General features: G+C 73.7%; 17 protein-coding genes. 8 read left to right on the plus strand and 9 right to left on the minus strand.

Annotated features, from left to right (window positions below):
• Window positions 1-11: 11 nt before the first annotated feature.
• On the minus strand, window positions 12-479 hold the full coding sequence (locus tag ACIBST_RS02465; RefSeq protein ID WP_397168404.1) for a hypothetical protein: 468 nt from the start codon (window positions 477-479) through the stop codon (window positions 12-14).
• Window positions 476-2806, minus strand: coding sequence for a molybdopterin oxidoreductase family protein (locus ACIBST_RS02470; RefSeq protein WP_397168406.1), 2331 nt, complete (start codon window positions 2804-2806; stop codon window positions 476-478). Before ACIBST_RS02470 ends, ACIBST_RS02465 begins: the two co-directional genes overlap by 4 nt.
• Before the next feature lie 168 nt (window positions 2807-2974).
• Between ACIBST_RS02470 and ACIBST_RS02475 the strand changes: the two genes are divergently transcribed.
• On the plus strand, window positions 2975-4468 hold the full coding sequence (locus tag ACIBST_RS02475) for a carboxylesterase/lipase family protein (protein WP_397168408.1): 1494 nt from the start codon (window positions 2975-2977) through the stop codon (window positions 4466-4468).
• A 29-nt stretch (window positions 4469-4497) separates the two neighbouring features.
• On the opposite strand, the gene ACIBST_RS02480 is transcribed toward ACIBST_RS02475, so the two are convergent.
• The 3 genes from ACIBST_RS02480 to ACIBST_RS02490 all read right to left on the minus strand — a co-directional run bounded on the left by ACIBST_RS02480 (window position 4498) and on the right by ACIBST_RS02490 (window position 7585).
• Window positions 4498-5688, minus strand: a complete 1191-nt coding sequence (locus ACIBST_RS02480; protein ID WP_397168410.1) for a MarP family serine protease — start codon at window positions 5686-5688, stop codon at window positions 4498-4500.
• A gap of 99 nt (window positions 5689-5787) precedes the next feature.
• Window positions 5788-6582, minus strand: a complete 795-nt coding sequence (gene ppk2, locus ACIBST_RS02485; protein WP_397168412.1) for a polyphosphate kinase 2 — start codon at window positions 6580-6582, stop codon at window positions 5788-5790.
• 28 nt (window positions 6583-6610) lie between these two features.
• A complete protein-coding gene (locus ACIBST_RS02490; RefSeq protein WP_397168414.1) occupies window positions 6611-7585 on the minus strand; it encodes an Acg family FMN-binding oxidoreductase in 975 nt (324 codons plus the stop codon).
• Between the two features lie 249 nt (window positions 7586-7834).
• On the opposite strand from ACIBST_RS02490, the gene ACIBST_RS02495 reads away from it, so the two are divergent.
• Together ACIBST_RS02495 and ACIBST_RS02500 are read left to right on the plus strand one after the other, a co-directional pair.
• Window positions 7835-8713 (plus strand): hypothetical protein, encoded by an 879-nt coding sequence (locus tag ACIBST_RS02495; protein ID WP_397168415.1) that lies wholly within the window; start codon window positions 7835-7837, stop codon window positions 8711-8713.
• Window positions 8714-8936: 223 nt separating this feature from the next.
• Complete coding sequence (locus tag ACIBST_RS02500) at window positions 8937-9542, plus strand: hypothetical protein (protein ID WP_397168416.1); 606 nt, start codon at window positions 8937-8939, stop codon at window positions 9540-9542.
• A 59-nt stretch (window positions 9543-9601) separates the two neighbouring features.
• On the opposite strand, the gene ACIBST_RS02505 is transcribed toward ACIBST_RS02500, so the two are convergent.
• Window positions 9602-10459 carry a universal stress protein gene (locus ACIBST_RS02505; protein ID WP_397168418.1) on the minus strand — a complete coding sequence of 286 codons (858 nt, stop codon included), beginning with the start codon at window positions 10457-10459 and terminating at the stop codon, window positions 9602-9604.
• A gap of 200 nt (window positions 10460-10659) precedes the next feature.
• On the opposite strand from ACIBST_RS02505, the gene ACIBST_RS02510 reads away from it, so the two are divergent.
• The gene (locus ACIBST_RS02510) at window positions 10660-11514 is read left to right on the plus strand and encodes a universal stress protein (protein ID WP_397168420.1); all 855 of its coding nucleotides are present in this window, start codon (window positions 10660-10662) and stop codon (window positions 11512-11514) included.
• A 107-nt stretch (window positions 11515-11621) separates the two neighbouring features.
• Window positions 11622-12293: a CBS domain-containing protein gene (locus tag ACIBST_RS02515; RefSeq protein WP_397168422.1), complete on the plus strand. Its 672-nt coding sequence runs from the start codon at window positions 11622-11624 to the stop codon at window positions 12291-12293.
• 11 nt (window positions 12294-12304) lie between these two features.
• Here the strand turns inward: ACIBST_RS02515 and ACIBST_RS02520 are convergent, their stop codons facing one another.
• Both ACIBST_RS02520 and ACIBST_RS02525 read right to left on the minus strand, forming a co-directional pair.
• Window positions 12305-12967 (minus strand): response regulator, encoded by a 663-nt coding sequence (locus ACIBST_RS02520; protein WP_397168424.1) that lies wholly within the window; start codon window positions 12965-12967, stop codon window positions 12305-12307.
• A complete protein-coding gene (locus ACIBST_RS02525; RefSeq protein WP_397168425.1) occupies window positions 12964-14088 on the minus strand; it encodes a sensor histidine kinase in 1125 nt (374 codons plus the stop codon). The genes ACIBST_RS02520 and ACIBST_RS02525 overlap by 4 nt, the downstream gene beginning before the upstream one ends.
• A gap of 228 nt (window positions 14089-14316) precedes the next feature.
• On the opposite strand from ACIBST_RS02525, the gene ACIBST_RS02530 reads away from it, so the two are divergent.
• The 3 genes from ACIBST_RS02530 (at window position 14317) to ACIBST_RS02540 (ending at window position 16862) form a co-directional block, all read left to right on the plus strand.
• Entirely contained in the window at window positions 14317-14754 is a 438-nt protein-coding gene (locus ACIBST_RS02530) for a DUF6223 family protein (RefSeq protein WP_397168427.1), read from the plus strand.
• An 82-nt stretch (window positions 14755-14836) separates the two neighbouring features.
• Window positions 14837-15070: a hypothetical protein gene (locus tag ACIBST_RS02535; RefSeq protein WP_397168428.1), complete on the plus strand. Its 234-nt coding sequence runs from the start codon at window positions 14837-14839 to the stop codon at window positions 15068-15070.
• A 34-nt stretch (window positions 15071-15104) separates the two neighbouring features.
• Complete coding sequence (locus tag ACIBST_RS02540; protein ID WP_397168430.1) at window positions 15105-16862, plus strand: aKG-HExxH-type peptide beta-hydroxylase; 1758 nt, start codon at window positions 15105-15107, stop codon at window positions 16860-16862.
• Window positions 16863-16881: 19 nt separating this feature from the next.
• On the opposite strand, the gene fxsT is transcribed toward ACIBST_RS02540, so the two are convergent.
• A complete protein-coding gene (gene fxsT, locus ACIBST_RS02545) occupies window positions 16882-21213 on the minus strand; it encodes an FxSxx-COOH system tetratricopeptide repeat protein (RefSeq protein WP_397168432.1) in 4332 nt (1443 codons plus the stop codon).
• Between the last annotated feature and the right edge of the window lie 4 nt (window positions 21214-21217).

The raw sequence follows: 21217 nt of genomic DNA on the forward strand, positions 1-21217 counted from the left end.
CGGGCCGGGCGCTACGCCGAGGCGACGACCAGCGTCTGGGGGGCCGCCTGCTTCATCCGGCCGCGGGCCCACGTCATCTGGGTGGCGGTCTCGTCCTCGCAGTCGCGGACCGCCGCCAGCAGCGGCTCGTCGCGGGCGCCCTGCGCGGCCTGGCCGATCAGCGTCCAGCAGACGTCGCACTCGGCGGCCATGAGGTAGAGGTCGTGCAGGTCGCGCAGCAGGCCGAGGCCGCCGCCGCGGGCGCCGGAGAAGAGCGTCGAGTGCAGCCGCTCCGGCTCGTCGGGGGCGTCCTCGGAGTAGCGTGCCACGAACGGCCGCAGCCGCCGTACGTGCTCGTCGCACTGCTCGGCCAGCCGCCGACAGATGTGCACCACGTCCGGCTCGTCGCCGTGGGCCGCGGCCACCTCGCGGTAGGCCGTCGCCAGTTCCTCCTCGGATCGGTGCAGCAGCCCCAGGTAGTGAGCCAGCAGCACGGTCATCCTCCCGCTCTGGTCACCCGGACCGCGGTGACCTTGTAGATCGGTTGCTTGGAGACGGGGTCCCAGGTCGTGTTCGTGACCTCGTTGGCCGCCCGGGGGGCCGCTCCCGGCTCCAGGTCCCAGTAGCCGTAGTGGAACGGCACGAACACCACGCCCTGCCGGATGCCGGTGATCCGGGCCGGGGCCTCCAGCCGGCCGCGCGGTGACTCCACCCGCACCAGGTCGCCTTCGCCGATGCCGAGCCCGGCGGCGTCGGCCGCGTTGAGCTCCACCCACGGCCCGGGGGCGGCGGCGTCGAGCTGCGGGACGCGGCCGGTCTTGGTCCGGGTGTGGAACTGGTGGACGGTGCGGCCGGTGGTCAGCAGCAGCGGCAGGTCCTCGCCGGTCACCTCGGGCGAGGGGTGGTAGGCCGCGGCCCGCAGGAAGGCCCGTCCGCCGGGCTCCTGGGCGACGTACTGCTCGCGGGTGTGCTCGGCGCCGGTGACGAGGTCCTGGCCGTAGGTCTCGCAGTAGTCCGGGTCGGTGTTGAAGCGGCCGTCGCCGTACAGGCGCTCGGTGCCGCCCGAGCCCGGCGGGCACGGCCACTGGACGCCGCTGCCGCCGCGCAGGCTCTCGTACGTGATGCCGGTGTAGTCGCAGGGACGGCCGGCCGAGCACGCCTTCCACGCCTCGAACGCCGACTCCGCGTCGTGCCAGCCGATCAGCGGCTTGCCGTCGCGGTCGCGGAAGTCCATGCGGCGGGCGTAGTCGAGGAAGATGTCCAGGTCGGCCCGCGCCTCGCCGGGCGGTTCCACGGCCTTCTCCGACAGGTGCACGGTCCGGTCGGCGTTGGTGAAGGTGCCCGGCTTCTCCCCCCACGTCGCCGGCGGCAGCACCACGTCGGCCAGCTCCGCGGTCTCGGTGCGGAACAGGTCCTGCACCACGACGAACAGCTCGTCCCGGGCCAGGATGCGGCGCACCCGGCCGAGGTCGGGCAGCGAGACCGCCGGGTTGGTGCCCGAGATCCACAGCAGCTTGACCGACCCCTGCTCGGCGTATCGGAAGACCTGCATGGCGTGGGTCGGCGGCGCCCAGTGCGGGATGACGGCCGGATCGACGTTCCACAGCTCGGCCAGCTCGCGGATGTGTGCGGGGTTGTCCCAGTTGCGCAGGCCGGGCAGGTCGCCGTCGGCGCCGGTCTCGCGGGTGTTCTGGGCGGTGGGCTGGCCGTTCATCTGCAGCACCCCGGCCCCCGGACGGCCCAGCATCCCGCGCAGCAGGTGGAGGTTGTTGACCTGGCAGGCGGCGGCCGTCGCCTGGTTGGACTGGTAGAAGCCCTGCAGGACGGTCGAGACCAGCCGCTCGCCGGCGCCCAGGATCTCGGCGGCCCGCTCGATCAGGGCCACGGGCACGTCGCAGATCTCCGCCGCCCGTTCCGGCGGGCACTGCTCGACCACCCGGCACAGCCGCTCGAACCCGATCGTGTGCTGCTCGACGTAGCGGCGGTCGATCCAGCCGCGTTCGATCAGCCGGTGGATCAGGGCGTTCATCAGGGCCAGGTTCGTGCCGGAGCGCACCGGCAGGTGCACGTCGGCCTCGCGGGCGACGGGCGTGGGGCGCGGATCGACGGCGATCATGGCGGGCGCGCGCGGGCCGCGGCGGCGGTCGAGCATCCGGTCCCACAACACCACCTGGGTCTCGGCGACGTTGTGCCCCCACAACGCGATCACGTCGCAGTGGTCGATGTCGGTGTACGAGCCGGGCTGCCCGTCGGTGCCGAAGCTCGCCTTGAGCGCGGCGGCGGCCGTGGCCGTGCACAGCCGGGTGTTGCCGTCCATGTGCGGGGTGCCGAGGCCGGCCTTGCCGATCACGGCCAGCGTGTAGTACTCCTCCAGGAAGAGCTGCCCGCTGGTGTGGAAGCCGAAGTGCCCCCATCCGCCGGGGCCCCGCAGCAGCTCCTTCGACCGGGCCACGATCCGGCCCATCGCCGTCTCCCAGTCGGTCTCCACCAGCGTGCCGCCCTCGCGGACGAGCGGGCGCAGCAGCCGGTCGGGGCTGTTGTTGGCCTGCCAGCCGTACAGGTCCTTGGGGTCGAGCCGGCCGTGGTTGACCCGGTCCACGGCACGGCCGCGCACGCCGACGATGCGTCCGCCCTTGACCGCGATGTCCATCGCGTCGCCGTTGGAGTGCAGGACGGACGCCGACTGGGCCCACGACTCGACGTCCTGCTCGGTCAGCCCGTCCGCCAGGCAGGCGTCCACACGGACCGGCCAGTCCTCGGCGCTGCCGTCCTCGCGCGGCCCGTACGGCGTGCGCGAACCCCACGGATCGGCGATGCGGTCAGACATTCCGGCGGCTCCTTCCGGGGCGGGAGATCCGGACCGCATACCCTCACCTGGCCGTCCCATTCCTGCGCCGTGGCCCGGCCGGAGAAAACGGGATGCGGGCGGCGGGCGTCCGGGGTGAGGATGGCCGCGCACGGCCGTCGGAGCCGTCCCCCGGGCGAGGAGCGTGCCATGAGCGCCGCCGGAACCGTTCATCCGCAGGTCACTGTGCGCACGGGCCGGCTGCGCGGCCGGTTCGAGGGCGGCGTGGCCGTCTTCCGCGGCGTGCCGTACGCGCGCCCGCCGGTGGGCGATCTGCGGCTGGCCGCCCCCGCGCCGCCCGAGGCGTGGGACGGCGTGCGCGAGGCCGCCGCGTTCGGCCCGCCGCCGCCGCAGTCCAGGCTGCTGGGCGCGGCCGCCCCCGGCACGGACGGCGACTGGCTGACGGCCAACGTGTGGACCCCCGACCCGGGCGCGGCCCGGCTGCCGGTGATGGTGTGGATCCACGGCGGCGGCTACATGTACGGCTGGTCCGGCGACCCGCTCTTCGACGGCGGCGTGCTCGCCCGGGACGGCGTCGTCGTGGTCACCGTCAACTACCGGGTCTCCGCCGAGGGATTCGGGCACTTCCGCGGCGCGCCCGCCAACCGCGGCCTGCTGGACCAGGTGGCCGCCCTGCGCTGGGTGCGCGAGAACGCGGCGGCCTTCGGCGGCGACCCCGACCGGGTCACCGTCTTCGGCGAGTCCGCCGGAGCCGGGAGCATCGCGGCGCTGATGGCGATGCCCGGCGCGGCCGGCCTGTTCCACCGGGCGATCGCGCAGAGCGTGCCGGGCCTGTTCTTCACCCCCGAGCTGGCCGCCGACCTCGCCGCCGCGGTGGCCGCCGAGCTGGGAGCGGCCCCGCACGCGGACGAGCTGGCCCGCCTGCCGCCGGAACGGCTGATCGAGGCCGGCGACGCGGTGGCGGCCGGGATGGGCGGCATCCCGCGCTGGGGGCCGGCCGCGCACGTCCGCACGCCGTTCGCGCCGGTCGTGGACGGCGAGGTGCTGCCCGCGACGCCCTGGCGGTCGACGGCGGGCGGGGTGGACCTGATCGTGGGGCACAACCGCGAGGAGTACCGGCTGTTCATGGCGCTGGACGGCGAGCTCGGCCAGGTCACCGCCGAGCAGGCGGCCGCCGCGCTGCGGGCGCTGGCCCCCGACCCGGCGGCCTACCGCGCCGCGTACCCGCAGGCCGGCGACGAGCGGCTGTACGAGCTGGTCCACTCCGACTGGCTGTTCCGGATGCCGTCCGTACGGCTGGCCGAGGCCCACGGCGGGCACGGCCGGGCCCACCTGTACGAGCTGACCTGGCCGGCCCCCGGCATGGGCGGGACGCTCGGCGCCTGCCACGGGCTGGGCCTGCCGCTGACGTTCGGCAACCTGAGCGCGGGCGTGGCCGGGCTGCTGCTCGGCCAGGAGCCGCCGCCGGAGGCCGCCGAGCTGTCGGCCCGGGTGCGGGCGGCGTGGACGGCCTTCGCCGCGACCGGGGACCCGGGCTGGCCGGCGTACGAGCCGCGCGAGCGGCTGACCTGGATCGTCGACGCCGAGCCGGGCACGGCGGCCTACCCGGAGGAGGCGTCGCGCCGGTTGTGGGCGGGGCACGCCTTCGACCCGCTCCCGCTGCCGGCGTCCGGGCGGGCGTGAGCGCCGGTCGCCGCGGGGGCGGGCCGGGGTCAGTCGCAGGACTGGGTGCTGACGGGGTTCGTGGCCGTGGCGGCCTGGCGGGCGTCCGGCGCGACCTCGCCGGCGGTCAGCGCGTAGCCGGACTCCACCTGGCCGGCGACGGCGGCGAAGATCACGCCCAGCACGCGGCCGTCCACGGCGAGCAGCGGGCCGCCGGAGTTGCCCTGCTGGATCTTGCCGCGGACCTGGTAGACGTCCCTGGTCACCTGCGAGGTCCCGTAGATGTCGGGGCTGCCGGCCCGCTGCCGGGCGGCGACGCGGGCGGGCTCCGGCGTGAAGCCGCCGCCGTTCGGGTAGCCGGCGACCAGCGCGTCCTGGCCCTCCCTGGCCCGGAGGTCGAAGGAGAGCGGGGGCAGCCCGAGGCCGGGGACGTACAGGACCGCGACGTCCCGCCGGGGGTTGTACCAGACGACCTGCGCCGGGTGCGGCCGCTGCTCGTGGTCGACCACCTGGAGGTCCGTGTCCACCCCGGCCACGACGTGCGCGTTGGTCATGATGTGGTCGGGCGCGTACGTGAAGCCGGTGCCGGTGATGCGCTTGCCGCAGGAGGAGGCGGTGCCCTGGACCTGGAGGATGCCCGTCCTGGCCTGCCGCAGCGCCGGGCTGCGCAGCACGGCCACGTCCGGCGGCGGCACCCGGACGGGGCTCATCCCGGCGATGGTGTCGAGCACCGGCGGGAAGCCGGACCGGTCGATGAACCGCTTGAAGGGCCGCTGCCAGTTCCGCGCCGCCTCGGGCGCGGCCGCGTCGAGCGTGGACAGCAGCGCCGAGCCGCGGATCTGCTCCACCACCAGCGTCCACGGGCCGGCGACCAGCAGGCTGCCCAGGAGCCAGGCGACCAGCAGCACGAACGTGGCGTTGACCAGCCCGCCGCCCAGGGAGTCCAGGATCCGGGCCGGTTCGCCGCGCAGGTACGTGCGTAACCGGGCCCCCAGCGTGGACGCGGCGAACTGGCCGGCCAGCGCGATCAGGAAGACGATGACGACCGCCAGGGCCGTCTGCGGGACGTCGCCGGTCACGAGCGCGTCCGTCACGGCAGGGGCGACGGCGATGCCCAGCACGCATCCGGCGACGAACCCGATCGAGCTCGTCACCCCGACGACGAACCCCTGCCGGAACCCCGCCACGCCGAACCCGACCACCAGAACGACCAGGACGACGTCGAGCAGATCACCGGACACAAGCAAAGACAATCATCTTTTCCCCCACAAGGGAGGATCCAGTCCGGTACGCCGGATTTCCTTGATCGGCGGAGTGTCCTCCCGGCGAGCGGCCCGAGCTCAGAGCCCGGCCGTGACGTCGGGGACGTACCCCCCGGGGCGGCGCGGCGGACGCCGGTAGCCGGTGGCGGGCGGTCGCGGGGGGATCTCCAGCGGCGTCCGCTCGATCCGCCGGTAGGGGATGGTGGACAGCAGGTGCGCGATCATGTTGATCCTGGCCCGCCGCTTGTCCTCGCTCTCGACCTCGTACCAGGGCGCCTCGGGGATGTCGGTGTGCACCAGCATCTCGTCCTTGGCGCGGGAGTACTCCTCCCACCTGGTGATCGACTCCAGGTCCATCGCCGACAGCTTCCACCGGCGCATCGGGTCCGCCAGCCGGTCGCGGAAGCGCCGCTCCTGCTCGGCGTCGCTCACCGAGAACCAGTACTTGCGCAGCAGGATCCCGTCCTCGACCAGCAGCCTCTCGAAGATCGGGCATTGGTGCAGGAAGCGCGTGTACTCCTCCTGCGTGCAGAACCCCATCACCCGCTCGACCCCGGCCCGGTTGTACCAGCTCCGGTCGAACAGCACGATCTCCCCCGCGGCCGGCAGGTGCTCGACGTACCGCTGGAAGTACCACTGCGACCGCTGCCGGTCGGTCGGGACGGGCAGCGCCGCGATCCTGGCCACCCGCGGGTTCAGGTACTCGGCGACCCGTTTGATCGTGCTGCCCTTGCCCGCGGCGTCGCGCCCCTCGAAGATCACCACGACGCGCCGCCCCTCGGCCCGCACCCACTCCAGCAACTCCACCAGCTCCTGCTGGAGCCGGAGGAGTTCCTTCTCGTACGGCTTGCGGCGCAGCCTGTCAGTCCCCATGCCTGCGGATTCTAGAAGGACGCCGCGCTCACTCCAGGACGTCGGAGAGCGGACGCCGGGGCGTGCCCTTCTCCTCGAAGGTGACCCCCAGCCGCATGATCATCTGCGGGTGCTCGCCGGAGAACAGCTCCAGCCGCAGGAACTCGCGCAACAGGTCCAGCTCCAGGGCCTGCGTGTGGAAGGCGGCGCTGACCCCGTGCGCCGACGCCTGCAGCAGCACCCGCTGCAACGCCTGCCCGGTGGCCAGCCAGTCCCGCCGGTCGTCCGCCCGCGTGGTGAGCACGGCGACCACCCCGACGGCCGTCTCGTCCTGGCCGCCCGGCGCGCCCCAGCCCTGCCGCCACGCGTAGTGACGCTGGGGGAAGACCGCCTCGGTCGGCGCGGCCTCGCTCGGGTAGCTCCCGGCCGGCACCCCGTCGCCCCGCGTGCTGCCCGGCGGCCTGGCCCACCGCACGACCTCCAGGCCGAACCGCTGATCCTGCTCCTGCACGCCCTGCGCCGCCCGGGTCAGCGCGGCCAGCACCTCCACCGCCTCCGCCGACCGGACGGGCGTCAGCCTGACCCCCTCGCTCATCGCCGCCCGCACCAGCGACTCCACGAACCGGTCGGGGACCGGGACGTCGGCGAAACCCGCCCGATGCGTGTGACGCCGCTCGATCTCGCCCCCCAGCACCCGCGTCACCTCGTCCGGCTCGCTCTCCCGGCCCGGCCTGACCGTCGCCAGCAGCCCGGGCCGATCGGGATCCGGCAGGACCCGGACGACCGGCTCGAACCCCGCGCATCGCATCGCGACGCACATCGTGAACAGCGCCGCGCCACAACTGATCACCAGCTCCCGCCCGGTCACGTCACCGGCCTTGAGCTGCCTGCCGGTGTCGGCCTTCAAGGCGATCTCCACGTCGGAGACCGAGAAGGTCCACGGCTGGGTGTTGTGCACGGAAGGGGCCCATCGACCGGCCTCGACCGCCGCGTCCATGGCCTGTCTCGGCGAGCACGTGCTCATGGTCCACCTCCAGAAGACGACCGCGTCGAAATGTTCGGTCTTCTCTGTCCGGACTACCCCGCCAGGATGCGACCTCCCAGGACGCCCGCCACAGGGCCGGAGGACCCGCGCCACGGGGTCCAAGGACCCTGCCGGGGCGCCGGGGCCGGTGCCGGAAGGCCACGGAGTTCAGGACGTCCGGCGGTGTCGTCCCGCGGTCGCGCGCGTCAGGCTGGGAGCAGGATCGTTCACGGGAAAGAGATGATGATCATGGTCCCGATCCGTTCCCTCGTCGCCGCCGCCCTGGCGGTGACCGTCACCGGCGTGCCGGCCTTACCCGCGCGGGCGGCGCGGCAGGCCGCCGTCCCCGTCCTGGTCGGCATCCGGGCCGCGCACCTGCCCGGCCTGGACCGGCTGGTCTTCGAGTTCCGCGGCCCGGTCCCGGCCCGGCACGACGTGCGCTACGTGTCCCGGCTGATCGCCGACGGCTCCGGACGGACGGTCGGCGCGGCCGGCGACGCCCTGCTCCAGGTCCGCTTCGACCAGGCCGACGGCCACGACCGCCGGGGCCGGGTCACCTACGGCCCCACCCGCCGGGCCTACGCGCTGCCCGGCGTCGTCCAGGTCGTCAACACCGGCGACTTCGAGGCCACGCTCACTTTCGGCGTCGGCCTGGCCAGGCGCGTGCCCTACCAGGTCCGCACGCTCACCCGGCCGAGCCGGGTCGTCGTCGACCTCACCACGTCCTACCGGACCGTGCCCGTACGCGAGCACTTCCTCGACACCACCGCCCGGAGCCCGCGCACGGCGGCCGTGACCCGCCCGGTGGCCCCGCCGGCGACCGCCTACGGCGCGCTGCAACGGCTGTTCGCCGGCCCGACCGAGGCCGAGCGGGCGCGCGGCCTGCGCTTCGTCAGCTCCGGGGCCACCGGCTTCGGCAGGCTGACCGTCGCGGACGGGATCGCCAGGGTCCACCTGACCGGCCCGGTCGACGGCCGCGGGTCGGCCTTCACCGTCGCCGACCAGATCAGGCCGACGCTCAAGCAGTTCCCGGCGATCCGGTGGGTCAAGATCTATGACGCGGCGGGGCGTACCGGGCATCCCGCCGGGCCGTCGGACTCGATCCCCCGCTCGCTGGAGCCCGGCTGAGCCCGGCGGGGCGTCTCGTGGCACGTCTTCCCAGGAGAACGGCCATGTTGATCTTCTTGGTTCGTTCATGATGGCGGGGTGACCACGCCTTGTCCTCCGTGATCCCGGACGCGGGGCCGCCCCGTCCGTCATGACGGCTCGGGACGAAGGTCCTCCCGTCAAGAGCCGCCCGCCCCTGCCGCCCCCGCCGCGGCGCCCGCACAGTGCTTCAAGGAGGTGCCCGTTGAAAGCGTTGATCGACCTGCTGGCCCGGCGCGTACGCCTGTACCGTCCCGACGGCAATCCCCTGCGCCGCCGTTCCGACCGGCTGGAGGCGCTCGCGGTGCTGGTGACCGGGCTCGTGGTGCTGGCGGGCGTCTGGCCCGCCGTCCTGGTGGGCCGGCTGGCCTACGAGGGCGCGCTGCGCGAGGAGAGCGCGCACGCCGTGGGGCGGCACCAGGTCAGGGCGACGCTGCTGGCCGACGCGCCGGCCGCCCGCGTCGCCCTCACCGAGATGCCGGTGGGCGAGCAGCGGGCGATGGCGACCTGGACGACGTCCTCGGGCGTGGCGCGCAGCGGCCCGCTGCCCGTCCTGGGGGTGGCCAGGGCCGGTTCGACCTTCCCGTTGTGGATCGACGCCGCCGGCCGGCCCGTGCCGCCGCCCACCGCCCGCGCGGTCCTGCGCACGAGGGGCGTGGCGACCGGCCTGCTGCTCATGTCCGTGATCGCGCTGGCCGCCGCGGGCGGGTTCGCGGCGTTCCGGTGGTGGACGGACCGCAGGCGGTACCGGGAGTGGGAGGTCCAGTGGGCGCGAGCCGGCGAGGACTGGGGACGCCGGCGCAGCCCCTGATCGCCCCGCCTCGCGGCCTCAGGCGTCGCCGGCGGGGCGGATCACCGCGACTCGCGGCCTCAGGCGTCGTCGGCGGGACGGATCACCGCGACCGGGCAGCGTGCGTGGTGGAGCACCCCTCTGCTGACCGAGCCGAGCAGCAGCGAGCCGAACGCGCCCCGCCCGCGGGAGCCGACCACCAGCAGGTCGCAGGGCGAGCCGGTGAGCGCCTCGACCGGGTGGGCGCTCTGCACGTCCTCCCAGATCGTCACGTCGGGATGCCTCTCCCGCCAGCCGGCCGTCCGGTTCCTGATCACCGCACGCTGGGCGGCCCGGACCTCGTCCACGTCGTAGGCGATCTCCGGCGCGAAGGCGTGCACGGGGACCTGCCAGGCGTGGATCAGGCGCAGCGTGGCGCCGCGCAGCCTGGCCTGCTCGAAGGCGTAGCCGATGGCCGGCTCGCAGACGTCGGAGTCGTCGATCCCGACGCCGACCTCGCCGACCCGCTCCGGCGGGTCCGCGCGCACCACCACCACGGGACACCGCACCTGACCGGCCACCTGCATGGTCACCGACCCGAGCAGCGCCCCGGCGAACCCGCCCAGGCCCCGGTTGCCGATGACCACCTCGTCCGCCTGCCGCGCCTGGTCCTGCAGGACGGCCGCGGGCGTCCCCTCCACGATCTCGGCGTGCACCGGCACGGACGGCTGCCGCGCCCGCACGGCCGCCTCGGCCCGCTCCAGCACCCTGGACGCCGCCAGCAGCAGGTTGTTCCACTGCCCGAAGTCGGGGAACCTGCCGACGCTGTACGGCTGCCGGTCCAGGGCGTGCAGGATGTGCAACTCCGCGCCCGTACGCGCCGCGTCGTCGGCGGCCCACCCCAATGCGGCGTCCGACGGCGCGGAACCGTCCACGCCGACCATGATCCGTCCCGGCATGCTGCCTCCCGGACGTGGATCTTCCTCGGCCCTCGCCTGCCCAAAGTCAGGAGCGGGCGACGAAACACCAAGTTCGCGGGCCGGAAGCCGTGCGGAGCCGTCCCGGATCGCCGCCGCCGCCAGATTTCTCCAAGTTTTGGGGCTGGCGATCCTGTCCGCTCACCTCCCGGACGGCTGAATGAGTAAGGGAGGTATGAGCGATGTCTGAGCTGGTCGTGGTGGGTGTCGACGGATCGCCGTCCGGGTTCGACGCCGTGGCGTGGGCTGCCGATGACGCATTCCGGGCGGGGGCCGCGCTGCGGATCGTGTCCGTGGTGGAGACCTGGCCCTACCAGGTTCCGCAGATCGCCGCCGTCGAGTGGGAGAGCTCGATGACCGAACGCGCGCGGGAGATCCTGGCCAAGGCCCAGGAGATCGCCGGCGAGCGCCGGCCCACGGTCGAGGTGAGCACCCGGGTGATGACCGGGAAGGCGTCGGTCGCCCTCCGGGAGCAGGCGGCCGAGGCCGCCGAACTGGTGGTGGGACGCCGGGGGGCGGGCGGCTTCGCCGGCGCCGTGCTCGGCTCGGTCAGCATGAGCGTGGCCGGTCAGGCGCCGGGCCCGGTGGTCGTCGTCCGCGACGGGGACGCCGCCGCCCACGACGAGGTCGTCGTCGGCGTGGACGGCTCCCCCGCCTGCGAGCCGGCCCTCGACTACGCCTTCCGGCAGGCCGAGCTGCGCGGCGGCAACCTGCGGGCGGTGCACGCCTGGCCGCTGCCGTTCGCGCTGGCGCCCGACTTCTCCTGCGACATCGAGGCCCTGCGGGAGAGCCACCTGCGCGTCACCCGGGAGCAGCTCACCCCGTGGCAGGAACGGCATCCCGACGTCCGGGTGATCGCGGACGTCCAGTGCGGCCATCCCGTCAAGACGCTCGTCGCCGCGGGCGACCGGGCCGGCCTGCTGGTGCTCGGCTCGCAGGGCAGGAGCGGGCTGGGCGCGTTCGTGCTCGGCTCGGTCATGCGCGGCGTCCTGCACCACGCGCGCTGCACCGTCGCGGTGGTGCGCGAGCGCCCCTGAACCGGTGGCGGGGACTCCCGGCCCGCCGTCCAGGGACCAACGCCCCTACGGCGGGACCGCCAAGCCGGATGGGATGGAGGCAGGACCGAGAACCCCCGAGGTGAACGATGAACCTGACCGTCGAGGACGTGATGACCCGCGAGGTCGTCTCCGTGGACGCCGCCACCCCGTTCAAGGAGATCGCCGAGGCGCTGGCCGGCCGCGGGATCGGCGCCGTGCCGGTGCTCGACGACGACCGGCACGTCATCGGCGTCGTCTCCGGGTCCGACCTGCTGTGCAAGGAGGAGTTCCGCGAGCAGTTCCCCGGCGAGGACTACCGGCCGCCGCTGCTGTCCCGGGTGCGCCACCGGCCCGGCAGCAGGAAGGCCACCGCGGTCACGGCCGCGGACCTGATGACGAGCCCGCCGGTCACGATCACCGCCGAGAGGTCGGCGGTCACCGCCGCCCGGCTGATGAACGCCCGCGACGTGCGCCGGATCCCCGTGGTGGACCACAACGGCCGCCTGGTGGGCATCCTCAGCCGCGGCGACCTGGTCAGGATGTTCCTGCGCGGCGACGAGGAGCTCGCCGCCGTCGTCCGCGACGACGTCCTGCACCGGGCGTTGTGGATGGACACCGCGAACGTGCGGGTCTCGGTGCGGCAGGGCGTGGTCACCCTGTCGGGCCGGATGGACCGCCGGTCCGAGGCCGCGCACGCCGTCCGCCGGACCTGCGGCGTCAACGGCGTCGTCGGCGTGGTGGACGAGCTGTGCTGGCGGCTGGACGACGTGCCCGCCTGACTCCCGGCCCGTCAGGCCGTGCCCGGCGTCACCAGGCCCGACTCGTAGGCCAGGACCACGAGCTGGGCCCGGTCGCGCACGCGCAGCTTGGCCATCGCCCGGTTGACATGGGTCTTGGCGGTCATCGAGCTGATCGCCATGTGGGCGGCGATCTCGTCGTTGGACATCCCCCGCGCGACCAGGACGACGGCCTCGCGCTCGCGGTTGGTCAGCTCGCGCAGCTCCTCGCCGGCGGTGGCGGCGGGCGGCCGGGTGACGTACCGGTCGATCAGCATGCGGGTGATCGACGGCGCGAGCAGCGCCTCACCGCGGGCCGCGACGCGCACGGCGTGCAGGAAGTCCTCCGGCACGACGTCCTTGACGAGGAACCCGGCCGCGCCGGCGCGCAGCGCGTTGAAGACGTACTCGTCCAGGCCGTAGTTGGTCAGGATGACCACGCGCACGCCGGCCAGGGCCGGGTCGGCGGCGATGCGGCGGGTCGCCTCGATGCCGTCCACGACCGGCATCTGGATGTCGATGAGCGCGACGTCCGGCAGGTGCTCCCTGGCCAGCGCCAGGCCCTGCGCGCCGTCGGCGGCCTCGGCGACCACCTCGATGTCGTCCTCCAGGTCGAGCAGCGCGCGGAACCCGCCGCGCAGCAGCGGCTGGTCGTCCACCAGCAGGACCCGGATCACGGCGTGCGGTCCATCGGCAGCTCGGCCTGGACGGTGAAGCCGCCCGCGCCGCGCGGGGCCGCCCGCAGGCTGCCGCCGAGCGCGGTGACGCGTTCACGCATGCCGATCAGGCCGACGCCGGGCACGGGGGCGGCGTCCGGCGTGGCCGTGCCGTCGTCGTCCACGCGGATCGCCAGCGCGTCCGGACGGTAGTCGATGCGGACCTCCGCGCTCGCGGCGGCGGCGTGCCGGGCGATGTTGGTCAGCGACTCCTGGACGATCCGGTACGCGGTCCGGTCCACCGCGGCCGGCACGTCCCGCCGTTGCCCCTCGATCGTCAGCGTCGCGTCGAGACCGGTGGTGCGGGCCCGTTCCAGCAGCTCGGGCACCCGGTCGAGGCCGTGCGGCGGGGCCGTGTCGTCGCGCAGCGCCTCCAGGGTCGCGCGCAGCTCCCTGGTCGCCTCGCGGCCGGCCTCCTGGATCACCAGCAGGGCCTGCGGCACCGGTTCCCCCTTCCTGCGGGCCACGTGCACGGCCACCTCGGCCTGCACCTTGATGACCGAGATCTGGTGGGTGAGCGAATCGTGCAGGTCCCGCGCGATGCGCAGCCGCTCCTCGTCGGCACGCCGCCGCGCGGTCTCCTCCCGGGTGCGCTCAGCCTCCTCCGCCCGTCCCTCCGCCTGCCGCAACGCCTCACCGGCGGCGCCGGCCGCGACCAGCCAGGCCAGCTCCAGCGCGCCCCTGGCCTGCGCGAACGCCTCGCCCGTGTCGTGCAGCCCGGAGGCCAGCGCGGCCAGGGGCAGCAGGGCCAGCACGAGCACGCTCGCGGCCACGGTGACCAGCCGCCTTCCGGCCCGCATCGCCGCGTACACCGCGAACAGGTACGCCACCGCCGGCACGTCGAACCCGGCCGCCTGGTACCCCACCGCGCACAACCCCGTCACGGCCAGGACGGGCACCGGCGCCCGGCGCCGCGCGGCCAGCGCCAGCCCGCCGGCCGCCAGCAGCGCGTAGCCGAGCGGCGCGAGAGAGGGGACGGAAGGCTGCCCGGACAACCCGGTGACCACCAGCGCCGCCGCCACGCCGGCCGCGATCAGCCAGTCGATCACCCCGGCTCCGACGCCGAGCCGCCTCATGCCCATACGCGCACCATAGCCGCATGTCCGGCGGTACGACTCCGGCAGGAGGATCACCCGCCGCCTACCGCGGACGCGGTACGCCCGCGCCCGCCTGCCGCCCCTGCGGTACCCGGCTGCGGCGCCGGCGGCACCCCGACAAGCCCGCTCCCGCCGGACGACCGGCGGCGGCCCCGGCGGCCATGCTCTTCCACGTCGACGTCCACGTCCACGTCCAGCCGAAAGGGACCTGCCATGTTCATCGACCACCTGCTCGCCGCCCAGGCCGACCCCGTCGCCGCGTACGCCATGACCACCGGCCGGATGTGGTCCCTGATCGCCGCCGGGGTGGGCCTGGCCGGCATCGCCGCCGGCGGCCTCGCCCTGGCCCGCTCCACCGGCCGCCTCCCCCGCCGCACCACCCCCGGGACCGGGAACGGTCCCGGCACCGGGCCCGGCACCGGCACCGGCACCGGCACCGGGACTGTGCCCGCGACCGGGAAGCGCGGGGCCGTCGTCGCCCTGGCCGCGGGGGTGACCAGCATCGTCATCGGCGGCTGGGTCATCGGGGCCGCCAAGGGCGGTCCGGGCACCGGCTACGGCATCGTCGGCGGCTACCTGGACCTGATCCTCGGCCTGGCCGCCGTCGTCCTCGGCGTCCTCGTCCTGAACCGCGCCCGCCGCCCGACCTGACCACGCGGCCTGACCGCCGGGCGGCGCAAGTTCCGTGACGTGAAGGCTTCCCCGGCGTTGAGACGTGAGTCACCATGGATTCATGACCTTTGCGACGGAGACCAATGCCTGCTTGGAGTCGCACCTCATCGACCTGACGCAGGTGCCTCTGGACGCCTTGCGAGAGATCAGTGGGCTGGAGGGAGCCATCGCCACCCTGTGCGGTCGGCTGGCCGACCACGCGACCCCGTTGTGCGAGAGCGGTATGGCGGCCCTGTGCGGAACCGTCCCCGTGACGGCGCCGAGCACGCCCATCACCGCTCTTGATCAGACCTGAGCCCTACCGGGTTCCGATTCCCACACTCGTGGCCGTGGCCACCGGCGACGTGAGCGCAGCCGATCTGGCCGTACTCGAATCCGCGCAGCGCAGCCGGCTGCTCACGGCGCTCGCGGCCCTGCTGAAGCTCGGTCATTCCGCCCAGCCCAGGCCGTGGCGTGACGACATCCCGCCCACCCCGCTGACCGTGTCCTGGTCGGTGCTGACGGCAGCGCAACGCAGCTCGCCACAGGCCGTGGAGGAGGTGCTGCGCGACCCCGCCGTCGGCGCCTGCGCCTTCCACCTGTTGCGGACGGTCGCGCAGGGCTCCGTGCCCGGTCCGGCGGAGACCGTCGCGGGGGCCTGTGCGAGGCTGTTCGGGTCGATGGCCGCCGCCGCGGCCATCCGGGCGGGCCTGCGCTGCTCCTTACGGGTCCCGGCCAGAAGAGGACGGCTCTGGCTGCCCTCCCTGGGCCTGACGGGAGCGGTGGGACGTGGCGAGTGGCCGGTCGTCGGCGTGGAGAGCCGCCCGCACGGAACGGTCGTCTTCGGCGACAGCGGATCACTGCGGCTGCCCGACGACGTGTCCCGCCCGGTGGAAGGCTGGTCACCGCTGCCCGTGGCCGAGCCCGCGGACGACGGGCGCCGCGTGGCCCTCGACCACCTGTCGCCCCACCGCGACTTCCGGGGCCTGCACGACCCCGCCCCGCTGCCCGCCGAGGACCTGAGCCGCTGGCGCGACCTGCTGCGAGAGGCCGTCGAGCTGCTGAAGGAGCGCCATCCCGGCGCGTACCGGGCAGTGACGACGACCGTCCGCTCCCTGGTGCCCGTCGACGGGCCAAGTGCGCTCCGCGTGGTCAGCGCGACGGTGCCGGACGCCTACGGCGCGGTCACGATGTCGTTGCCGGCCGACGCCGCCTCGCTCGCCGTCACACTGGTGCACGAGGTGCGGCACCAGCTCCTCAGCAGCGTCGACGATCTGATGCCGCTGCTCGCTCCCGCCCCCGAAGGCCCGGAGCCGACCTATTTCGCCCCGTGGCGAGGGGATCCGCGTCCGCTGCGGGGGTTGCTCTACGGCGCGCACGCCTTCGCCGGCGTCACCGCCTTCTGGCAGGCCCGTCGTGAGCGGGACGGCGACCGCGCCGACTTCGAGTTCGCCTTCCACCGCTGGCAGCTCCGGACGGCGCTGGCCGCGCTGGGCGGGGCCACCGGCCTGACCGAGGCGGGCGGCCGCATCGTCACCGCGCTCGCGCACGCCGTCCGCCCGCTGTGGGCCGAGCAGGTGGACGGCCCCGGCGGCCGGCTGGCGGAGCTGTGCTGCCGCGACCTGGTGGCCGGCTGGCGGGCCGCGCACCTGGTGGTGCGGCCAGGCGAGGCCGACGAGCTGGCCCGCCGCTGGTCAGCGGGCCTGTCCCCGCCGCGGGCGCTGCCCGGTGCGCGCATGGGGACGAGCCGTCCGGGCCTGCCGGGCAACGCGCGGATCTGGCTGGCCCGGCTGCGATGCACGGACCAGCAGGCGTTCAAGCAGGCGTGCGCCGCGCTGGAGACGGGCGCGACCAGCCCCTTCGGTATAGCCGACGCCACGCCCGCCGACGCGGCGCTGGTGTCGCAGGACACCGCCAAGGCCCGCCACCTCTACCGCCGCGCGGCGCCCAGCCCGGACGCCTGGATCGGGCTGGGACTGGCGGCGGACCCGCCGACGTCGCTCCTGGTGGAGCGCCCGGAACTGGTCCTGGCGCTGCACGCCGCCCTGCTGCGCCGCGGCGTGCAGCCACCCGGGCCCGAGGAGCTGGCCGGATGGCTCGGCTCGTGAGCCGCGGGCCGCGACCGCGTCAGATGCTGAGCAGGTCGATGTCGCAGTTGGCCCGGACGCCGTTCTCCATGTCGGCCGTGGCCGGGTGTTCCGCGCCGTGGACCTTGTGGAACAACCTCAGCGTCTTGCTCTGCAGTTCCTTGGCCTCGTTGGTCAGGCCGAGGCTCTGCATGTCCAGGCCCAGGTTGGCCATGACGGCCAGGGTCGCGGAGTGCCGCTCACCCCGCGCGCGGGTGCTGAGTTCCAGGACCTCGGTGTCGATGTCGTAGGCCTCCTGGAAGCGGCCCATCGCGAAATGGTCGCTGGCCAGGTTGGTCCTGGCCAGCAACGTGCGCGGATGGTCGGGCTTCAGGACGTCGCTGAGCCCCTCGACGGCCGTGCTGTCCAGTTCGAACGCCTCGTCGAGCCGGCCGAGCAGCCGCAGCGTCACGGCGAGGTTCGTCTGGGTGGCGAACGTGTGGGGGTGACGGGGGCCGAGGAGCACGCCGCACTGCTCCATCGTCTCCCGGCCGAGCTCAGCCGCTCCCGGGAGGTCGCCGGTCTGGCGCAGGTCGGTGGCATGGTTGAGGGCTGCCCGGACCGTGTCGAGCGACCTGCCTCCCTGCACCTGCTGCAGGAGTTCGAGCACCTGGAGCGAGAGCTCGAACGCGCCCTGGTGGTCGCCCGTCTTGCGTCGTGTCACCGACAGCTCGCGGGCGACCCAGATGGTCAGCGAGTGGTCTTCGCCCAGCAGCCGCACCGCCCGGTCACGCAGCTTCTCCTGCCCTTCCAGCGCCGCCTGGAAGCGGCCGAGCTCCTGCTGGTCGATGTGGAGCGAGTGCAGGCTGTTGAGCGTCTGCCGGTGGTCGTCGCCGAGCACCTCGACCAGCCGCTGGTGGGTGTCCTCGTCCAGCCGGTAGGCCTCCTCGAAGTCACCGGCCAGGCGCAGGCTGACGGCGTAGTTGTGGGCCGCCTGCAGGGTGCCGGGGTCGTCGGCGTCGAACTCGCGCAGCGTGGTCTCGTAGGCGGCCTGGTCGAGCTCGCGGGCCCGGTAGAAGTCACCGCGCAGGCGCAGGAGGATCGCCAGGACGCTCAGCGCGCGCTGGGTGTTCTCGTTGCGCTCGCCCAGCACCCGGCGGCAGCGCTCGACCAGTTCCGACTGGAGCTTGTAGGCGTCGCTGTGGCGGCCCTGCCAGCGCAGCGCCTCGGCGCGCACCTGGTCGACCTGGATCACGTGCTCGTGGTCGTCGCCGAGCACCCGCCGCCAGATCCGGGCGGCCTCCTCGGCGAGTTCCAGCGCCTCGGCGTAGTCGCTGCGGGCCAGCAGGAAGCGGGCCTCGTTGAGGACGAGCTGGCGGGTCCAGGGGTCCTCGCACTCCACCATGGTGGTGGCCCGCACGTGCGGCAGCAACGCGGAGTAGCGGGCCCATTCGCTCGGCCGCTGCGGGTTCCTGGGGTCGGCGTTGGCCAGGATCTCGTGGGCGCAGTGACGCATCTCCGCGCGTTCCTGCGGGTTCATCTGCTCGATGAGGACGCGCTGCACCAGACGGTGCACCTGGATGGTGGAATTGCGATGGTCGATGCGGGCCAGGGCGTAGCGGCCGATCTCGCGAACGGCCTGGGAGAGCTTGATCGGGTCGTCGAGCGCGGCCCGCAGCGCCGGCGGGGCGCTGATCCCGCGGACCGCCGAGAAGAAGTCGCGGTCGATCGGCTCGGGCGCGAAGAACGCGCAGCACTGCAGCAGTTGCAGCGCCGCCGGATAGTCCTCCCGCAGCCGGTCGAGTGAGACGTTCCACGCCGCCGCCACCGGCAGGTCGTAGTCGGCCGGCGGGGCCACCTCCAGCAGCTCGGCGCATTTGGTCTCGAAGAGTTCGAGATATTGGTGCGCGGGCATTCCCGTCTCGGCCAGCCACACCGCGGCCTGTTCGACGGCCAGCGGAAGGTCTCCCAGGGCCTCTGCCAAACTGTCGGCCGCCTCGTGCGGAATCTGCGGGCTGCGCCGCTTGATAAGCGAGATGCTCTCCGACCGGGAGAAAACATCAACCTCAAGAGAGCTGGCCATAGTAGACCATTGAGAGTTACGAGAGGTTACCATCACACGCCCGGGTCCGTCGTTGGGAAAGAATTTCCTGACCTCGCCCGGATTCTCGGCGTTGTCAAAGACCAGAAGCCAGTTGGAGTAGGGCCGCCCCACCCGCAAGGCTTCCAGCACCGCCGGAACGGCACTGCGGTCGGCTCCCGCCTGCAGTCCCATTTGCTCACCGAGCTCGATTAGGGACTGTACTATCGAGTTTGTCTGTTCCGCGGGAATCCACCAGATGAGCTGATAATCTTTGCTGTTTCTGTATACGTATTCGATGGCGATCTGAGACTTCCCCACACCGCCCATACCGTGCAGCGCCTCGGGCAGGACCGCCGTGGTCGACTCACTCGCGAGCCGCCGCCCCAGTTCGGTGAGCAACTCTTCCCGGCCGGTGAAGTTGCGATTACGCAAGGGCAGATTCGAACCGATCCGCCGCGGCCCTTGTTGGGATTCTTCGTGATGAACCGGCGACGCAATCTTGGATGAACCAGACACAAGACCTCCCAGGGAAGCCGGAGATAGCTCTCCTTGATCAGACCGAGAAGAGCTAGGACTAAGAGTATCTGAACTATTACCTACCGTAGCCACGGCGGGCAGCCCATCTGCATCCGGTACCGGTTCCGGCCGCCCTCGCTCCTCGGTCAGCAGACCGCGCAGGCGGTTGGCTCGGGCCAGGTAGGGTCCGGACAGCGCCGACAGAGCGGTCCAGAGCGTCCGGATGAAGGGCTGGGTCTCGCCGGTGACGGGCGGGTCGGGGGCGTCGGTCTGCCAGGCGACCAGGGCCGCCCCGTTGGCGATCAGCGCCTCCAGGCGTGGCCCCAGGCATCGCGACACCTCCTTGAGCACGCTGAGCGTCTCCGCCCGCGTGCTCTTCCCGAGCAGTTCCTCGCGGACCCCCTCGGGAAAGTCGAAGGTCACCTGTCCGGCGTCCTCCATGTCCGCGTCCCGGCCGGAACGGCGGAGCAGGCCGAACAGCATGATCTCCGCGAGGTTCCAGAGCTGGGCATGAGGGCTCATGGCCTGGATCACACGGAGGACGAACAGGTTGAGCGGGGCCGCCGCCAGCCTCTTGGCCAGTCTGGCCGCCGCGGGGGTGGCCCGCGACATGAACCGTTCGACCACCTGGCGGGCGTCGCCGTGCGCAGGCGCGGCGACGGGATCGTGCGGGCCGGCGCGTCCGTTCAGGTCGCCCTGGGGGGAGGTGAGCAGCACGGCCATGTCGTGGCGGCCGCCCTTGCCCACCAGCTTCGACCAGCGGCCGAGCGAGCCGGGTGTCAGCTCCATCAGCGGCACGGGCACGGGGGCGTGCGGCGGCACCCTGGACGGCTCGCTCAACCACGAGGAGAAGGCCCTGATCTCGCGGATCTTGAGCAGCCGGTTGGGCAGTGCCGGGCCGTGGGCGTCCAGCCCGGCCCCCACGGCGGTGGGGAAGGTGAACTCCCACACCTCCTGCGGCATCAGGCTGAGTGCGGCCGCCGGCGAGGTCACCGCGACGGAGTGGAGGAAGGCCGCGGCGTCTCCGGTGCGCCAGCCTCTGGACAGGCCGTCGGTGAGCACCAGCACGAGCTGGTTCGGCCCCAGCTCGCCGACGCCGCGCGGCGGGCCGCCGCGCCGGCGCGCCCAGGCGCCAGCCTCGGCGATGTCGAGAGAGATCGCGGTGATGTGGCGGAAGGCCGCCGTCTGCTCCATCAGCCCGCGGAACTGGCGGACCAGGTCCTCCCAGAGCACCATCGAGGGGTGGGCGTCCACGACGAGCACGAGGGACAGGAGCCGTTCGGCGGCGGGACGGCACGCCGGCAGCCACAACCGGTCGGCGGCGATGCGTTCCGCCGTCGCCTCCTCGTCGAGTTCCCAGTCGTGGGGAGAGGGGCGCGACAGCCTCAACGGCTTGAAGGCCATCCCCAGCGCGTGGCCTCCCGGCAGCGCGGTCCGGCCGCCCGCCGGGCGCGGCTGCGGCGCGGGCGGCACCCGGTCGGGTCCGGCGCCCTGTCCGAGCGGGGTTTCGTACGACGGGTCGTCCTGGCCGGGCTCCCGGGTCTCCGCCGCGGCCTCGTCGCCGGGCGCCGCGGGGGAAGGGACGCGGGCCGGGTCCTCCCCCGCGGCCTCGTCCCGGGGCTCCGCGGCCTGCGGGGTGCCCGCGCCGCCGCCGGCCACCGGGTCCGGACGGCGGGGCGCCGGGACGTCCCGGCGGCGGTTGGGCGCGGCGGCGTCCTGGTAGGCGGCCAGATACAGCGCGTCCCGAAGCTCCAACCACGACGGTTCGGGTGGCTGATCGGCTGACGGGGTCATCGTG

The organism is Nonomuraea sp. NPDC049684 (assembly GCF_044465345.1).
Lineage (GTDB): Bacteria > Actinomycetota > Actinomycetes > Streptosporangiales > Streptosporangiaceae > Nonomuraea.

What these genes read in the sequence shown, in the direction of transcription:
- fxsT (WP_397168432.1), bottom strand. Translation starts at nt 21,213, where the DNA reads ATGACCCCGTCAGCCGATCAGCCACCCGAACCGTCGTGGTTGGAGCTT.
- ACIBST_RS02465 (WP_397168404.1), bottom strand. Translation starts at nt 479, where the DNA reads ATGACCGTGCTGCTGGCTCACTACCTGGGGCTGCTGCACCGATCCGAG.
- ACIBST_RS02475 (WP_397168408.1), top strand. Translation starts at nt 2,975, where the DNA reads ATGAGCGCCGCCGGAACCGTTCATCCGCAGGTCACTGTGCGCACGGGC.
- ACIBST_RS02490 (WP_397168414.1), bottom strand. Translation starts at nt 7,585, where the DNA reads ATGAGCACGTGCTCGCCGAGACAGGCCATGGACGCGGCGGTCGAGGCC.
- ACIBST_RS02510 (WP_397168420.1), top strand. Translation starts at nt 10,660, where the DNA reads ATGTCTGAGCTGGTCGTGGTGGGTGTCGACGGATCGCCGTCCGGGTTC.
- ACIBST_RS02535 (WP_397168428.1), top strand. Translation starts at nt 14,837, where the DNA reads ATGACCTTTGCGACGGAGACCAATGCCTGCTTGGAGTCGCACCTCATC.
- ppk2 (WP_397168412.1), bottom strand. Translation starts at nt 6,582, where the DNA reads ATGGGGACTGACAGGCTGCGCCGCAAGCCGTACGAGAAGGAACTCCTC.
- ACIBST_RS02515 (WP_397168422.1), top strand. Translation starts at nt 11,622, where the DNA reads ATGAACCTGACCGTCGAGGACGTGATGACCCGCGAGGTCGTCTCCGTG.
- ACIBST_RS02470 (WP_397168406.1), bottom strand. Translation starts at nt 2,806, where the DNA reads ATGTCTGACCGCATCGCCGATCCGTGGGGTTCGCGCACGCCGTACGGG.
- ACIBST_RS02525 (WP_397168425.1), bottom strand. Translation starts at nt 14,088, where the DNA reads ATGGGCATGAGGCGGCTCGGCGTCGGAGCCGGGGTGATCGACTGGCTG.
- ACIBST_RS02530 (WP_397168427.1), top strand. Translation starts at nt 14,317, where the DNA reads ATGTTCATCGACCACCTGCTCGCCGCCCAGGCCGACCCCGTCGCCGCG.
- ACIBST_RS02495 (WP_397168415.1), top strand. Translation starts at nt 7,835, where the DNA reads ATGGTCCCGATCCGTTCCCTCGTCGCCGCCGCCCTGGCGGTGACCGTC.
- ACIBST_RS02505 (WP_397168418.1), bottom strand. Translation starts at nt 10,459, where the DNA reads ATGCCGGGACGGATCATGGTCGGCGTGGACGGTTCCGCGCCGTCGGAC.